This is a genomic window from Collimonas sp. OK307 (assembly GCF_900113705.1).
Classification (GTDB): Bacteria; Pseudomonadota; Gammaproteobacteria; order Burkholderiales; family Burkholderiaceae_D; genus Collimonas.
This window is the reverse complement of the sequence record NZ_FOQI01000004.1, coordinates 1-15,146: the sequence shown is the minus strand read 5'-3', so window position 1 is coordinate 15,146 and position 15,146 is coordinate 1. Positions and strand designations below refer to the sequence as shown.

The 15,146-nt window shown below is 55.7% G+C and carries 14 protein-coding genes; 6 read left to right on the top strand and 8 right to left on the bottom strand.

Features of this window, described 5'->3' with window-relative positions; translation table 11 throughout:
* Positions 1 to 373 precede the first annotated feature (373 nt).
* Positions 374 to 4,009: an indolepyruvate ferredoxin oxidoreductase family protein gene (locus tag BM205_RS07075; RefSeq protein ID WP_092413825.1), complete on the top strand. Its 3,636-nt coding sequence runs from the start codon at positions 374 to 376 to the stop codon at positions 4,007 to 4,009.
* A 101-nt stretch (positions 4,010 to 4,110) separates the two neighbouring features.
* Here BM205_RS07075 and BM205_RS07070 read toward each other — a convergent pair whose 3' ends face one another.
* The 4 genes from BM205_RS07070 to BM205_RS07055 all read right to left on the bottom strand — a co-directional run bounded on the left by BM205_RS07070 (position 4,111) and on the right by BM205_RS07055 (position 7,884).
* Positions 4,111 to 4,902 (bottom strand): M48 family metallopeptidase, encoded by a 792-nt coding sequence (locus BM205_RS07070; protein ID WP_092413824.1) that lies wholly within the window; start codon positions 4,900 to 4,902, stop codon positions 4,111 to 4,113.
* Between the two features lie 281 nt (positions 4,903 to 5,183).
* Positions 5,184 to 5,894: a 7-cyano-7-deazaguanine synthase QueC gene (gene queC / locus BM205_RS07065; RefSeq protein ID WP_092413823.1), complete on the bottom strand. Its 711-nt coding sequence runs from the start codon at positions 5,892 to 5,894 to the stop codon at positions 5,184 to 5,186.
* A 40-nt stretch (positions 5,895 to 5,934) separates the two neighbouring features.
* Complete coding sequence (locus tag BM205_RS07060; protein ID WP_092413822.1) at positions 5,935 to 6,696, bottom strand: DUF3108 domain-containing protein; 762 nt, start codon at positions 6,694 to 6,696, stop codon at positions 5,935 to 5,937.
* Positions 6,697 to 6,753: 57 nt separating this feature from the next.
* Complete coding sequence (locus BM205_RS07055) at positions 6,754 to 7,884, bottom strand: DUF3108 domain-containing protein (protein WP_092413821.1); 1,131 nt, start codon at positions 7,882 to 7,884, stop codon at positions 6,754 to 6,756.
* Between the two features lie 103 nt (positions 7,885 to 7,987).
* On the opposite strand from BM205_RS07055, the gene BM205_RS07050 reads away from it, so the two are divergent.
* The 4 genes from BM205_RS07050 (at position 7,988) to rfaE2 (ending at position 11,781) form a co-directional block, all read left to right on the top strand.
* On the top strand, positions 7,988 to 9,292 hold the full coding sequence (locus BM205_RS07050) for a branched-chain amino acid ABC transporter substrate-binding protein (RefSeq protein ID WP_175511195.1): 1,305 nt from the start codon (positions 7,988 to 7,990) through the stop codon (positions 9,290 to 9,292).
* 49 nt (positions 9,293 to 9,341) lie between these two features.
* Positions 9,342 to 10,049, top strand: coding sequence for a PhaM family polyhydroxyalkanoate granule multifunctional regulatory protein (locus tag BM205_RS07045; protein WP_175511194.1), 708 nt, complete (start codon positions 9,342 to 9,344; stop codon positions 10,047 to 10,049).
* A 264-nt stretch (positions 10,050 to 10,313) separates the two neighbouring features.
* The gene (locus BM205_RS07040; RefSeq protein WP_092413820.1) at positions 10,314 to 11,174 is read left to right on the top strand and encodes a ferritin family protein; all 861 of its coding nucleotides are present in this window, start codon (positions 10,314 to 10,316) and stop codon (positions 11,172 to 11,174) included.
* A gap of 127 nt (positions 11,175 to 11,301) precedes the next feature.
* Complete coding sequence (gene rfaE2 / locus BM205_RS07035; protein WP_092414044.1) at positions 11,302 to 11,781, top strand: D-glycero-beta-D-manno-heptose 1-phosphate adenylyltransferase; 480 nt, start codon at positions 11,302 to 11,304, stop codon at positions 11,779 to 11,781.
* 93 nt (positions 11,782 to 11,874) lie between these two features.
* Here the strand turns inward: rfaE2 and BM205_RS07030 are convergent, their stop codons facing one another.
* From BM205_RS07030 to BM205_RS07020, 3 genes are all read right to left on the bottom strand, one after another.
* Complete coding sequence (locus BM205_RS07030) at positions 11,875 to 12,327, bottom strand: copper chaperone PCu(A)C (RefSeq protein WP_092413819.1); 453 nt, start codon at positions 12,325 to 12,327, stop codon at positions 11,875 to 11,877.
* Between the two features lie 113 nt (positions 12,328 to 12,440).
* On the bottom strand, positions 12,441 to 12,923 hold the full coding sequence (gene trmL, locus BM205_RS07025) for a tRNA (uridine(34)/cytosine(34)/5-carboxymethylaminomethyluridine(34)-2'-O)-methyltransferase TrmL (protein ID WP_092413818.1): 483 nt from the start codon (positions 12,921 to 12,923) through the stop codon (positions 12,441 to 12,443).
* Between the two features lie 59 nt (positions 12,924 to 12,982).
* The gene (locus BM205_RS07020; RefSeq protein ID WP_254783782.1) at positions 12,983 to 13,750 is read right to left on the bottom strand and encodes a ComF family protein; all 768 of its coding nucleotides are present in this window, start codon (positions 13,748 to 13,750) and stop codon (positions 12,983 to 12,985) included.
* 120 nt (positions 13,751 to 13,870) lie between these two features.
* On the opposite strand from BM205_RS07020, the gene BM205_RS07015 reads away from it, so the two are divergent.
* Entirely contained in the window at positions 13,871 to 14,815 is a 945-nt protein-coding gene (locus BM205_RS07015) for a methyltransferase domain-containing protein (protein WP_092413817.1), read from the top strand.
* A gap of 46 nt (positions 14,816 to 14,861) precedes the next feature.
* On the opposite strand, the gene BM205_RS24425 is transcribed toward BM205_RS07015, so the two are convergent.
* Positions 14,862 to 15,146 (bottom strand): hypothetical protein (locus BM205_RS24425; protein WP_217646029.1); only part of this gene is annotated, 285 nt, incomplete at its 5' end.

The following is a 15,146-nucleotide window of genomic DNA, read 5'->3' as shown; positions in this document are numbered from 1 at the left end:
AGCGGATTCTGCCGGGGAGAGCAGAATCCGCAAACTAGTGATAATGGGAACACTAGAGGGAGGAATGCCCGACATGGCTGGTCCAGGGGAGGTATTCAGTCACATCAGACAAGTTGCCATTACACCCCTAGTTGATTTCCATTCCTATTCGATTTACCAGTTGTTACAGTTGTTACGTCCGCTACGCCGCGGCCAATTGCTGCGGCGTGCATTGAGTCAGCTACCCGCATGTGATAATGTGGCGCTGCTATCGTTGTGACGAATAGTAGTAAAAAAAAACAGGACGATTTGCCCACAAGGCAAAGACGTTTTACCGCGTTGGATAACCTCCACGCAGTGCAAGCAAAAACATAATTTTTGGCACGGAGACTGAATGAACGCACCACTCAAATCGGCGCAAGCCTTGTTGCCCACAGAAACGGCGCAAGCGTCTGAAGCTGATGGCATTTCCCTGGATGACAAATTTACATTGGAGCGTGGCCGTGCTTTCATGACGGGCACACAGGCCATGATTCGCTTGCCGATGTTGCAACGGCAACGCGATGTCCTGGCAGGTTTGAATACCGCCGGTTTCGTTACCGGTTATCGTGGCTCGCCGCTTGGTAGCGTCGATATGACTGCTGCCAAGGCAAAAAAATATCTGGACGCGCATCACGTCAAGTTTCACCCCGGCATGAACGAAGACCTGGCCGCTACCAGTGTATGGGGTACGCAGCAGGTCAACCTGTTCCCGGGCGCCCAATACGACGGCGTATTCGGCATGTGGTACGGCAAAGGCCCCGGCGTCGACCGTTGCGGCGATGTCTTCAAGCACGCCAATATGGCAGGTACTTCGAAGAATGGCGGCGTACTGGTGCTGGCCGGCGACGATCACGCAGCCAAATCGTCGACCACCGCCCATCAAAGCGAACACATCCTGAAAGCCTGCGGCATTCCGGTGCTGTATCCGTCCTCGGTGCAGGAGTATCTCGATTACGGCATGCATGGCTGGGCCATGAGCCGCTATACCGGTTTGTGGGTATCGATGAAATGCGTCACCGACCTGGTTGAATCCGGCGCCTCGGTCGATCTCGATCCTGACCGCGTCAAGATCGTCTTGCCGACTGATTTCGAACTGCCGCCAGATGGCTTGAATATCCGTTTACCCGACACCGTGCTGGGTCAGGAAGCGCGGATGAACAATTACAAATGGTATGCGGCGCTGGCCTATGCGCGCGTGAACAAGCTGAACCAGATCATCTGGGATAGCCCACGCGCCAAGATCGGCATTATCACGGCCGGCAAATCGTATCTGGATACCCGCCAGGCCCTGGCCGATCTGGGTATCGATGAAACCGTAGCGCGGGACATCGGTATTCGCCTGTACAAGATCGGCATGACCTGGCCGCTGGAAGCGGAAGGCGTGCGCGAGTTTGCCCAAGGCCTGGAAGAAATCCTGGTGGTCGAAGAGAAGCGCCAGATCCTGGAATACCAGGTCAAGGAAGAGCTGTATAACTGGCACGACGATGTGCGCCCACGTGTAGTCGGCAAGTTCGACGATACCGGCGAGTGGAGCAACCGCAGCGGCGCAGGCCATGGCGACTGGCTGTTGCCGGCGACTTATGAATTGAATCCGGCGCAGATCGCCAGAGCGATTGCGACCCGCATTTCGAAATACTTTGCCGGTCATCCGGTGGCGCAACGGGTGCAGCAACGCGTGGCCTACCTGGAAGCGAAGGAAGCGTTGCTGAATATCAGCAGCAAGCCCGATCCAAACAAAGATCGCGTGCCGCATTTCTGCTCCGGCTGTCCGCACAATACTTCGACCAAGCTGCCGGACGGCAGCCGTGGTCTGGCAGGCATCGGCTGTCATTACATGGTGTTGTGGATGGATCGGGAATCGTCGACGTTTACCCACATGGGCGGCGAAGGCGTGACCTGGGTCGGCCAGGCGCCGTTCACTTCGGAAAAGCACGTGTTTGCCAACCTGGGCGACGGTACTTATTTCCATTCCGGCCTGTTAGCGATTCGTGCCTCGGTCGCGGCCAAGGTGAATATCACCTACAAGATCCTGTTTAACGATGCGGTGGCGATGACCGGTGGCCAGGCCTTTGACGGCCCGTTGGACCCCGCCATGATTTCGCGCCAGATTGCGGCCGAAGGTGTGACGCCGATTATTGTCGTGACTGATGAACCCGAAAAATACGCCGCCGACACCAACTGGGCTCCTGGTGTAACGATTCGCCATCGCAGCGAACTGGATGCCGTGCAGCGTGAACTGCGTGAGATCGTCGGCACCTCTGCGATGATCTACGACCAGACCTGCGCTTCGGAAAAACGTCGCCGCCGGAAACGCAACGAATATCCGGATCCGGCCAAACGCGCCGTGATTAACGAAGCGGTGTGTGAAGGTTGCGGCGATTGCAGCGTGCAATCGAATTGCTTGTCGGTGGAACCGCTGGAAACCGAATTCGGCCGCAAACGCCAGATCAATCAATCCTCATGCAACAAGGACTTTTCTTGCGTGACCGGCTTTTGCCCGAGTTTCGTCACGGTCGAAGGCGGCAGTTTGAAGAAGCCGGCGAAAGTGGTGGCAACGCCAGCTAACACCGCAGCACCGGTTGCCAGCTTGCCGTCGCCTGTCTTGCCAAATACGATAAAACCGTTTGGCATTCTGGTTACGGGTATCGGCGGCACCGGCGTGGTGACTATCGGCCAGATTCTGGCGATGGCCGCGCACGTTGAAGGTAAGGGCTGTTCGGTGCTGGACATGAGTGGTTTGGCGCAAAAGGGCGGTCCGGTAATGTCGCATGTGCGGCTAGCCGATCATCCCGATGATATCTATTCAACCCGTGTCGGCACCGGCGATGCGGATCTGGTAATCGGTTGCGACTCCATCGTGAGCGCCAACCGCGATGCCTTGTCGCGCATGGGCGAAGGGCGTACTTACGCAGCGATCAATTCAACCCGCACACCTACCGCCGCTTTCGTCAAGAATCCGGATTGGCAGTTTCCGGATGCGTCGGCTGAGCACGATATACGCGCAGCCTGCGGCAGCGATCGCGTGGAATTCATCGATGCCGGTCGTATCGCCACTGCTTTGATGGGCGACGCCATCGCAACCAATATGTTCATGCTCGGCTATGCCTGGCAAAAGGGCTGGGTGCCATTGCAAGAAGCATCGCTGATGCGGGCAATTGAACTGAATGCCTTGCAAGTCGCCTTCAACAAACAGGCTTTTGTCTGGGGCCGCACTGCTGCCTGCGATTTGGCTGGACTGGAAAAACGTACCCGCCTTAGCGATACGCCGGCGCAGGTGATCGAGTTCAAGCGTACACCTGATCTGGATGCATTGATCAAGCGCCGTGTCGCTGTCCTGACTTCTTATCAGGATGCCGCCTATGCGGAGCAATATCGCGCCTTTGTCGAGCAGGTGCAGGCATCCGAAGCGAAATTGCCGCATGCAGAAAGTGGACGCACAGCGCAGCGGTTGAGCATGGCGGTTGCCACTTATCTGTTCAAGCTGATGGCTTATAAGGATGAGTACGAAGTCGCACGCTTATATACCGACGGTGCTTTCAAGGCCAAGATCGCGGGGATGTTTGAAGGCGACTACAAGCTAAAATTCCACCTGGCGCCGCCGCTGCTTGCGAAGCACGACGCGCATGGCCATCTGATCAAGCAGGAATTCGGTCCTTGGATGATGGGTGCTTTTGGTCTGCTGGCAAAACTGAAATTCCTGCGCGGCAGCGCCCTGGATATTTTCGGTTATACCGCCGAGCGCAAGGAAGAACGCGGGCTGATTGTGCATTACAAGGAAACCATCGCTTCTTTGTTATCGCAATTGACTGCCGATAACCTGGCCGCTGCAGTGGCAATCGCCAGCCTCCCTGAGGAAATTCGTGGTTATGGCCATGTCAAGGAACGGTATCTGGCTGCAGCCCGCGTCAAGGAAACGCAGCTGCTCGATCAGTTCAAGCATCCCTCGAAAGAACTCAAGTCGACATTGCCGGGATCGATCGCAGCTTAATTGATAAGCTGCGTGATAACCCGCGACCGCTTGTGATCACCTGAGGCCGGCAGATATTGGTGTGTCTTCTATGCACACATCAATATCTGCCCGGTCTGTCATCAGCTATTAATCTGTTCCTTGATCGCCGCAACCCGGCGCGTCAGACGCGGATGGGTACGGCAAATCTCGTTGAGGAAGCCGAACACCGGCGGCACCATCGCTTCTTGCTCCACGAAAGACTCGCAACTCATCGCCTGATTCAATCGGCGGCAGCCGCAGCCTAGCATCTGCAGCGAGCTGCGCGACGCCTCGAAATCCTTTGATAAATAAGCGCCGATGTTGTCGCAAGTGTATTCGCGCGAGCGGGAATAGGCTTTCCCCAAAAACGGTACGATATGTGCCGGCAATTTCAGGGTATTGAGCCAAGGGTTCAGATGTCCTGCGGCATGATGGCCAAGCTCATGACCGATCACAAAGCGTACCTGGGCATCGCTATTGGCTTCCACCAGGGCCGAGGTCAGGAACACATAACGGCCGCCAAGCAGGCGCCGCGCAAATGCATTGAAGACGCCGTTGGAGTTGTACAGAAACGTTTTCGGTGGTTCGGACAAGCCGATTTCCTGCGATCCCGCGACCACCATCTGGTGCAGCTCCGGAAATTGCTTAGGTCCTAAAAGAACCATGTTGCCGAATGCCGATGCGCGATAAACGGCGGCGGCGATCCAATAAAAAACAGTAATTGCCACGGCATAGCCAATATAGATATGCACCATCCGCGCCAATTTGGGATCCGACCACGATGCAACTACAGCCATTCCGATGGCAATCCAAAGCAAAATGCCGAAACCTATCATGAGGGCCTGATAGGTTTTTTCTTTCTGTGTGCGAAGCGAAGCAACCGTCTGTGACATTTAATTTCTCCGAATTTAAGTGATGCAAATCATTCACGCGGCATTGGCGCTTGCATCGATTGTACTTAGCATCTTGATAAATATATTGGCGCGACGGAAATATATTTCTTTTCCGCAATTGAGAAATGCGCTGCGCCTGGAGCGCAAGCCAGTTCGATATCGGGAATGGGGGGAGGGAGAAGAAGGATCAGCCTGGCAATGTCAGCCCCGATTCGGGGCTGACACCTTTATGGCCAGGTCTTATAGAGTTTGTTATTTACACGCGAACTGTCAGGACTTGCTCAAGCGGCCGGGCTTTGCCTGAATTGCTGGTATCCTCGCGCACGCAACGCACAGGCCGGGCAAGTGCCGCAGCCATAACCCCAGTCATGCAGCGCGCCACGCTCGCCCAGGTAGCAGGTGTGGGTATCGGCCCGGATCAGGTCGACGAGGGCATCGCCGCCCAGGTTCTGCGCCAGTTTCCAGGTTTCTGACTTGTCTATCCACATCAAAGGCGTTTCCAGTTTGAGCTGGGTCGCCATCCCCAGGTTCAGCGCCACCTGCAGGGCTTTCATGGTGTCGTCGCGGCAATCGGGATAGCCGGAAAAATCGGTTTCGCACATGCCGCCCACCAGCACATTCAGGCCGCGTCGATAGGCGACCGTCGCCGCAACCGTCATGAACAGGAGGTTGCGGCCTGGCACAAAGGTGTTTGGCAAGCCGTTTTCCTGCATCACGATTTCAACGTCTTCCGTCATTGCCGTCGACGATATTTTCGAAATCAGCGACAGGTCGATCATGTGGTCTTCGCCCAGTTTGTCGGCCCATTGCGGAAACTGGGAGCGGATCTTCTGTAGCAAGATCGGGCGTACCGTCAGTTCTACCGCGTGGCGCTGGCCGTAATCGAAGCCGATCGTCTCAACGCGTTCATAACGCGACAGAGCCCATGCCAGGCAGGTGGTGGAGTCCTGGCCGCCGCTAAACAGGACGATGGCGCCGTTTGGTGTAGTCATATGCTTTACTGTTCAAAGATTCAAGAAGAGATTGTATGCCTTAGTTGCTGGCCTTGTTGTTTACCTGCTGCAGGGTTTGCTCCACAAAATCCTTGTTCGGATCGGTAAACCGCAAGCGCACCGGGTACCATTCCAGAGAAGGCGCCAGCCAGATATCCAGCTGCTGATCCTTGGCGTCCGGCGGCGGCGCCTTGAAAATATGGACAACGTCCAGATCGCCCATCGGCGTCTTGATTTTCTCATTCTTGATGACTTTGAACGTCCACGGCTCCGCATCGTGCATGCCAGCTACGAAGAAGGTCCAGTCTGAACCCGGTTTGAACTGTTGCGACGCTGCCCGCGCCACCGAAATCAGCTGCCAGATGATGCTGGTGCGATCCTGCTCGCCACCCTTCAAGGGATAACTGTTGCTGGATTCGGTAAAGCCGATGGTGCCGCTATCGCGATGGAAAGTGGTGGTGGTGGCTTCCTTACGGAAGCGCTTGTTGATGAATTGGGTAGGTGCCAGGCCAAAGTTGTCGATGGCGCCTTCGCTCGTGGATTCGAGAATTTTTCCAAACAGCATGGCGCGGGTTTCCGACTTGACGCTGTAGTGCTTGTCCTCCACCAGCCATTTGACGCTGCCTTCGCCGCCTAGTGTAATGCCGCTTTGTTTGGCCTGGATCGTATAGCTCAGGTCGGCCGATGGCGGCAGATCTATCTTGTACTTGGTCGCTGGATGGTCGGTGGTGGCTGCAGAAGCTGTCAGCATGCTGCAGCAAAGTGCGGTGGCCATGGATAGGCGGAGTAAAGATAATTTCATGGTTTTCCAAATAAATGATGCCGTTTTCAAAAAGCTTGGTTAAGTAATACAGGAAGATCAATTTGCCGCTGCCGTATTCAATCGTTTCATCTTGGACAGTGACATATCCAGATAGTCGCCATCGGTTTCGGTAAACCGCAGTTTGACGGGATACCATTCCTGTTGCGGCGCTAGCCAGATATCCAGCCGCTGCTCGTGAGAACCCGCCTCCGGCACGCGAATGACATGCCAGGTATCGAAATCGTCGCCGCCAACCGTGATTTTTTCCTGTTCGATTACTTGCATGCGCCAGGTTTCTGCATCCAGCGGGCCTGCGACAAACAGGTCGATTACCGCACCCGGAGAAAATTGCGCGCTATCGCCGCGGCCGATGCTGGCCAGTTGCCAGACCACGCTGGCGCGATCTTGTTCACCGCCACCGCGCGGGTAGCTATTCGCCGAGGATGAAAAGACGATGGCATTGCGCTCGCGATGAAAAATGGTCTGGGTGGCGGGCTTGCGGAAACGTTTTTGGGTATATGTCACCGGCGCCACGCCAAAGTCGTTGATTTCACCTTCACTCTTGAAATCCAGAACGGTAATGAACAAGGCACCTGCCTCGCCGTTGATGGTGTAACTGCCACCATCGGTTTGCCAGGTGATTTTGCCGCTGCCATGATAATTCTGGCCTTTTTGCAAGGCTTCCACATCGTACTTCAGCTCTGCCGACGGCGGCGGATTGGTCTGATAGTGTTTGCCGGCGGGAGGTGCCGCGTCCGCCTGCGCCGGCGGTTCAGTTGCTGGCGCGGTGTCGGTGCTGGCAGCAGGCCCGGTTGAGGCGGGGCCGGTTGGCGCCGTTTCAGGCGACTCCGCGACCAGTGGCGTAACAGTCTCCTTGATGGGTGTGTCCGGGACTTCCACGGCGGGCACTGGCGCCGCTCGTGGTTTTGGCGCTGCCTTGGGGCGCGCCTGGGTATCAGGTTTTGGTTTTGGGGCTTGCGGTAGCAGTACGGGCTTTTCAACTGGCGGCAGCGGCAAGATAGTGGCGATGACCGGTCGACTGACCGGCGCCGCTACCTTGAATTGATGGCTACCCCAGACAAACAGAAGTAAGTGTAGCAACGCCGTAAACACCAGCACCCACAGCCACCGACGGCGGCTGGAGAAGGTGTAGCGTGAAATTGAAGGTGGGACGGAGGAAGACAACATCCGTATAGTGTAAACGTATCTGCCGGGATTAAGCTTGGCAAGAGTGGCGGCGGCGATAAACCACGTAAAATATTGCATTTACATCAAACAAGAATAGTCGCCGATGCAGCATCGATACCATCACTTCGCCAGCACTGTACTGGCATGCACGCTGGCCATGGGCGCCTTGGCGCCAACCGCATTTGCCGCTCCGGCAGCTGCCACCACGGCCAACTTGGCGCCGATCCGGCTTGGCATGATCGAAGGCATGTCGGGTCCTTTCGCCAATGCGGGTGAAGCTGTGGAACGTAATATCCGGTTTGCGGTGGAGCAGGTCAATGCGCGCGGCGGTGTGCGTTTGCCGGATGGCAAACACCCCCTGAGCCTGAGCGTGTTCGATAACAAACAAGGAGTAGAGGACGCGTTATTGCAGCTCAAGCAATTGACCGACCAGAAAATCCCGTTCGTGCTGGAAGGCAATAGCTCCGCAGTTGCCGGAGCGCTGGTCGACGCCATCAACAAACATAATGTCCGGACTCCGGACAATCGCGTCTTGTTCCTGAACTATTCGGCAGTCGATCCGGCATTGACCAATGAAAAGTGCAGTTTCTGGCATTTTCGTTTTGACGCCAATGCCGACATGCGCATGCGCGCGCTGGTAGAGGTCATCAAAAACGACAGCAAGGCAAAAAGCGTTTACCTGATCGGCCAGGACTACAGCTTCGGCCAGCAGGTCGCCAAGGCCGCGCGCCAGCAGTTGCAGGCGGCACGGCCGGATATCAGGATTGTCGGCGACGAATTGCATCCGATCGGCAAGGTCAAGGATTTTGCCCCCTACATAGCCAAAATTCGCGCCAGCGGCGCCGATACGGTAATCACCGGCAACTGGGGCAACGACCTGACCTTGCTGGTGAAAGCCGCCAAAGAGGCTGGCTTGCATCTCAAGTTCTATACTTTTTATGCTAATAGCCTGGGCGCGCCGGCGGCAATTGGCGATGCTGGCGTAGACACGGTACGCGCCGTCGCCGAGTGGCATCCGAACGCTGTCGACGGCAATGCCGCCAGCGATGCGTTTTACCGGAGTTTCCGTCAACGTTACCCGCAGCCAAAAGATGACTATCTGTTTCTGCGTATGGATGTCATGATCGACATGTTGGTGGCGGCGATCGAAAAAGCGCAAACTACAGACGCGGTAGCCGTTGCGCGGGCGCTGGAAGGAGCGCAGTACAAGAGCAAGTTTCACGAAGCCAGCATGCGTGCCGGCGATCACCAGTTGATACAACCCTTGTACGTCGCCGTGATGCAAAAGCTTGCCGACGGCGGCATCCGATTTGATAATGAAGGCAGCGGTTACGGCTTCAAGACCGAGCGCTATCTGGCGCCGGCGGCGACTGCCTTAGCCAGCACGTGCAAGATGCAGCGCCCGTGACGTTGACGATTTCATTCTGTCATGTGGATAACCCTGAAGGAGATGCACGATGAGCAGTTTAAATATTCCAGGAGCCGATGCAATGCAGGATAGTCTCGAATTTATCAAAAAAATGTGGGGTGGCCTGGGTGTGCCGGGCATGGTTGTTCCGACGCTGTCGGTGGAAGAAATCAACAAGAAAATCACAGACCTGAAGGCAGTCGAATCCTGGCTGAACCTTAACCTGAACATGTTGCGCACCACCATACAGGCGCTGGAAGTCCAAAGTGCGACTATTTCTGCGCTGCAGGCGATGGGAGCCGTCAGCCAAGCCGGTGGAGAGCATCAAGGCGGCGCTAGCGGCGAGCCAGCCGCAAACGCGTGGACGATGGCGTCAGGGTTCCCGTTTTCATTTATGAGTCCGGCGCAAGATGCGCCCGCCGCCACAACTCAAGCTGCGCAGCCGGTGGCTGCCGCTGAAACTGAAGCCGAAGCCGAAGCCCCGCCAGTTGCAAGTAGTGCAGCTGAATCCTCATTGGGGAATTCCAGCGCATGGTGGGATTTACTGCAGAATCAGTTCAAGCAAGCGGTCGATAGCGTGGTTGTGGCTGAAAAAAAGGCCGCGCCGGCCAAAGCTGCGGCGCAGGCCAAGCCGGCAGTCAAGCCGCGTAGCAGAGCAAGCAGCGGCGCAACGCCAAAGCCTGCCGGGAAGAAGAACACTGTCGCCGGCGGCAAGACAGCAGCGCGCGCAAGCAAAGCCAGGGTTGTTTCAAAATAATCAAAGCATTGCCTTGATGCGCAACCGGGAGTGTCAACCAGGCAAGCCCTGGTTGCCTCGTCAACTTGACTAGTGCCGGATAAGTGCAATGATAATAGATTGATGAGGCCCGATGTCTGGGCAAAAAACGCAAAATGATCATTTGATATTGTTGTTGTTTGAATATTGTTTTTAATGAAAACCCGGCGACCTGGCGGTTTAAAAACGGGCTTGTAACAATTTCTTGGTAAAATCGAATAGTTAACTCACTTGCTTAAGGTATGTATGCTGTATCCAGAACTGTTTAAATCGCTTGAACAAGTCCGCTGGAACATGGAGACCGATATTCCATGGGACAAGTTTGATGCCACCCAGCTGTCCGACGAACAAGCTCAAACTATTCGTATGAATGCGATTACGGAATGGTCTGCGCTGCCTGCAACCGAGATGTTCCTGCGCGATAACCACGGCGACAGCGATTTTTGCGCGTTCATGTCGGTATGGTTTTTCGAAGAACAGAAGCATTCGCTGGTATTGATGGAATATCTCCGCCGATTCCGGCCTGAACTGGTTCCTACCGAAGCTGAGCTGGACAACGTTCGTTTCGAATTCGACCCGGCGCCACCGCTGGAAACGCTGATGATGCATTTCTGCGGTGAGATTCGCCTCAATCACTGGTACCGTTGCGCTTCCGATTGGCATACAGAGCCTGTGATCAAGCAAATTTACAAGATCATCAGCCAGGACGAAGCACGTCATGGCGGCGCTTACCTGCGCTACATGAAGAAGGCTTTGAATGAAGTGGGTGACGGCGCTTCTGCCGCATTCGCCAAGATCGGCGTTTTGATGGCATCGGCCCGCCGTACCGAGAAGCCACTGCATCCGACCAATCTGCACGTGAATCAGTCGTTGTTCCCGAACGACACGGTGCAGAGCCGCCTGCCGGATCCGGAGTGGCTGGAACGCTGGCTGGACGAGCAAATCAAATTCGACGGTGTCTGGGAAAAGAAGGTGGTTGATCGTATCCTGCACAATATGTCGCTGTTGTTTGAGCGCACCTTTGATACGGTGCAAGAACTGAACCGCTATCGCAAGGAAGTGGTCGCACGCCTGGCGCCGGCGTCGGCCCCAGCTCCAGCTGTCTGATGTGAGCGACGCTAAGCTTTTAGCGTCGCCCGTAACTGCTGCAAATTGATTGAATCCAAAGCCGCAAGCGCAAGTATTGCGGCTTTTTTATTGCGGCTTTTTTATTTGCGCCCCTTTTATATTAGCCATGCCTAAATTTGAAACCAAGCTTTGCACCCGTGCTGAATTGAGCGCCCGCGTTGCTGCTTTGCCCCAGCCGGTGGTGTTGACCAATGGCGTATTCGATATCCTGCATCGTGGCCATGTCACCTATCTGGCGCAGGCGCGTGAACAAGGTGCGTCGCTGGTGGTGGCGGTAAATACCGATGCCTCGGTCAAGCGCCTGGGCAAAGGCGACGACCGGCCGATCAATATCTGTGCCGACCGCATGGCCGTATTGGCGGCGTTGGAAGCGGTCAGCCTGGTGGTCGAGTTTGATGAAGATACGGCGCTGGAAGTGGTGCAAGAGGCGCAGCCGGGGGTGTACGTCAAAGGTGGCGATTACCAGATGGATGCGATTCCGGAAGGTCAGGCAGTGCTGGCGTATGGCGGTCAGGTGGTCGCGATTCCGTTTGCCCATGATCGCTCAACCAGCAAATTGCTGAGCAAGGTGAGGCAGGGCTCTTGATCCTCTCGATCAATCGAGCAATAAAAAAGCGCGGATTCCGCGCTTTTTTATTACAGAAACCGTTTGTATTTAGTGTTGATGCGCCGCGTCGGTTTATTTACCGCTCAGATCGGTGACGATTACCGACACCTCGATCTTGCCAGCTTTCCGGAAAGTCAGTGTCAGCGGGAATTTGTCGCCAGCCTTCAATGGCTGGCTCAGGCCCATCAGCATGATGTGGTAGCCGTGGCCCGGCTTCATGTCGACAGTACTTGCCGGCGGCAGATCGAGCTCGCCGACTTCACGCATTTTCATGACATTGCCATCCATGGACATGGTGTGGATCTCAGAGCTTTTGGCGACCGACGAACTGACGCCGATCAGTTTGTCTGCTTCCTTGCCCTTGTTCTCGATACTCAGAAACGCACCGCCGCCAGGCTGGCCCGGAACTGTGGCGCGCGCATAGGGATGGCTGATATGCAGGCTGCCAAGGTCATACTCCTGGGCATAAGCGGAAACGCTGATGGCGAGAGCACAGAGAAACAGGGACACGGAACGCACGGACATGATGATCCTTCGATTAAATGGGGTAAATACCAACGGCAGATAACGGGGCTAGTTGTTTACAGGCGACTCAGGAAATACATCGTGCCAATTTGCAAGACGATGAATTATAGCAATCAGGCTCCGCCGCTATAACCATTTTGGCGCCACGCCTCATACACCACGACTGCCACCGTATTGGATAGATTCAAGCTGCGATTATCCGGGCGCATCGGCAAGCGAATCCGTTGCGAAGCTGGAAATGATTCGCGTAGCGCCGGATCGAGGCCACGGGTTTCCGAGCCAAACACAAATATGTCGCCTGCCTGGAACTGGAGATTGGCAAACGGCGTCGAGCCGTGTGTGGTCATGGCAAACATGCGGCCGGGGTCGTAGTTGCCGGCAGCGCGCATGCTGGCGACGAAGGCGTCCCAGTTGGCGTGCACCTGCATGGTGGCGTAGTCATGGTAATCCAGGCCGGCCCTGCGCATTTTGCTGTCATCCAGCGGAAAGCCGAGCGGTTCGATCAAATGCAATTGCGCGCCGGTATTGGCGCACAGGCGAATGATGTTGCCGGTATTCGGCGGGATTTCCGGTTCAACCAGTACGACGTGGAACAACTTGATTCTCCTTATATCTATATATAGATCGATGTATGGATCACGGATCGCGAGGCCGGCTATGGCGTCCTCGCGAACACGAAATTGGTGATGCGCCGGGCGCCATGCCGGCGTAGCGTCTTTGCCAGTGCGTGCAACGTCTCGCCGCTAGTCATGACATCGTCGACCACGCCTATGTGGCGGCCGTGTATATGCTGCACGGCTGCCGGTGGCACGGCAAACGCCTGGCGCAGGTTGCGACGTCGCTGTTCCAGTTCCGGCACCTGAGATTGGGGCGGCGTGTCGCGTTGCCGCAGCAGCAGTCCGTGTTGCAAATTAAGCCCAAGCATACGTGCCAGGGGTTTGGCTATCTCCAAAGCCTGATTGAAACCGCGCTGTCGCAATCGTTGTGCGCTGAGCGGCACCGCTGTCAGGATATCAGGCAAGTCCGCCGATAGCATCGGCTGGGTGCTGCTTGCCTGGCGCTGCGTCACATCGCATAACATTTGTGCAAACATCGGCGCCAACGCCAGCCGTCCACCGAATTTTAGCGCGAGAATCAACTGGTCAGTTGGCGCCGCATAGTCGCATGCCACGATGGTGGTATCGAAGGCACGGGGTTGTTTCAGGCAGTTGCCGCATAGCGCCGGGCCGGAACCGTGGAGTCGAGGGAGCTGATTCGCACATTGCCTGCAGCGCGGCGGGCAATCGGAAAAATAATGCTGCTTGCAACCGTCGCAAATAATGCGCTTGCCGCTTTTATTGCACAACGCGCAGCACGACGGCATGCTCTCCAGGATACGGGCAAGTTGCAGTTGCGGCCAATGGCGTAGCTGGGGAAATCGCAAAAGGTGAGTCTCGTTCTTATCAGATGTAGCGGAGAAGGATGGCAGCACTCCCAGCCTACAGGCATTCAAGCGTGTAAACTACTGGCGATTATCGCATTTCATCTCACTTGCCGGATCCTGATGCCTACCTCACTCCCTCCTATTGATACCAGCCAAAGTGCGCCGATTGACTTGCGCCGGGTACGCCAACTGTTTGCGCAGCCCGCGCTGGTGCGCGAATCCGAGTTCATGCGTCGCGAAATTTCAAGTCGTATGCATGAGCGTCTTGCTCTGGTGAAACTAACGCCGCAACGGGTGCTGGATGCCGGTTGTGGCGCCGGCCCGGATATATATACCTTGCAGCAGCGCTTCAGCGAAGCCGTCATTATTGGGCTGGATGCATCTGCCGCCATGCTGTCGATGGCAAAAGAGCAACGTCAGACCGCGCAGCTATCGGTTAATCGCCTGTTGAAGAAGTGGTTGCCATTCACCGGCAAAAGCGACGAGCTGGCATCGGCCTTGGTGTGCGGCGATTTCGCCCAGTTGCCATTGGCGCCGGGCGCGGTGGATCTGGTCTGGTCCAACCTGGCGCTGCACTGGCATCCGCAGCCGGATCGCGTGTTCGCCGAATGGCGCCGTATATTAAGAGTGGACGGCTTGCTGATGTTCTCGTGCTTCGGCCCTGACACCTTTAAAGAATTGCGTAATGCGTTTGCGGCCATCGATGATGGCGCGCATGTATTGCCGTTCGTCGATATGCATGATTTTGGCGACATGCTGGTCAATGCCGGCTTCTCGACGCCGGTCATGGACATGGAGACTATTACAGTGACTTATGACACAGTGGAGAAATTGTTAGCCGATGTCCGCGCCTGGGGTGGTAATCCATTGGCAACACGCGGCCGTGGCTTATTAGGGCGCGCCGCCGGGACCCGTATCAAGGCAGCGCTTGAAGCCACGCGCCGTCCGGACGGTAAATTGCCGCTTACCTTTGAGATTATCTATGGCCATGCGTTCCGGCCGGTACCCAAATCCACTAGCAGCGGTGAGTCTATCGTGCAGTGGGATTTAGGTAAAAAGAGATAAATCGAAATATTTTTAACAAAGTACTTGCGGGGGCGGGAGAGGGTTGCTATAGTTCGCCTCCCGTTGAGAACGACGCGAAATAAACGAAGCAGCCGAGAGGTAAAAAGGCTGTTTTAGGGTGCGGAGTTTGAGGGAAATAAAGCGGGTTGAAGTTGGTGTGGGCGGTAAGAAGTTTTTCGGAAATGAATAAAAAAGTAGTTGACGAAAAACTGGAAACGCCACATAATCTCATCTCTCTGCTGCTGACAAACAAAACGATTTGACGGCGACGCGAACCGGGGTTCTGGTGACGCGAAGTAGAAGGTTCTTTAACAATTAACAGTCGATAAGT

Excerpts from the sequence above, each read along its gene's own strand:
- BM205_RS07075 (WP_092413825.1), top strand. The coding sequence starts at position 374 with ATGAACGCACCACTCAAATCGGCGCAAGCCTTGTTGCCCACAGAAACG.
- BM205_RS07070 (WP_092413824.1), bottom strand. The coding sequence starts at position 4,902 with ATGTCACAGACGGTTGCTTCGCTTCGCACACAGAAAGAAAAAACCTAT.
- queC (WP_092413823.1), bottom strand. The coding sequence starts at position 5,894 with ATGACTACACCAAACGGCGCCATCGTCCTGTTTAGCGGCGGCCAGGAC.
- BM205_RS07060 (WP_092413822.1), bottom strand. The coding sequence starts at position 6,696 with ATGAAATTATCTTTACTCCGCCTATCCATGGCCACCGCACTTTGCTGC.
- BM205_RS07055 (WP_092413821.1), bottom strand. The coding sequence starts at position 7,884 with ATGTTGTCTTCCTCCGTCCCACCTTCAATTTCACGCTACACCTTCTCC.
- BM205_RS07050 (WP_175511195.1), top strand. The coding sequence starts at position 7,988 with ATGCAGCATCGATACCATCACTTCGCCAGCACTGTACTGGCATGCACG.
- BM205_RS07045 (WP_175511194.1), top strand. The coding sequence starts at position 9,342 with ATGAGCAGTTTAAATATTCCAGGAGCCGATGCAATGCAGGATAGTCTC.
- BM205_RS07040 (WP_092413820.1), top strand. The coding sequence starts at position 10,314 with ATGCTGTATCCAGAACTGTTTAAATCGCTTGAACAAGTCCGCTGGAAC.
- rfaE2 (WP_092414044.1), top strand. The coding sequence starts at position 11,302 with ATGCCTAAATTTGAAACCAAGCTTTGCACCCGTGCTGAATTGAGCGCC.
- BM205_RS07030 (WP_092413819.1), bottom strand. The coding sequence starts at position 12,327 with ATGTCCGTGCGTTCCGTGTCCCTGTTTCTCTGTGCTCTCGCCATCAGC.
- BM205_RS07015 (WP_092413817.1), top strand. The coding sequence starts at position 13,871 with ATGCCTACCTCACTCCCTCCTATTGATACCAGCCAAAGTGCGCCGATT.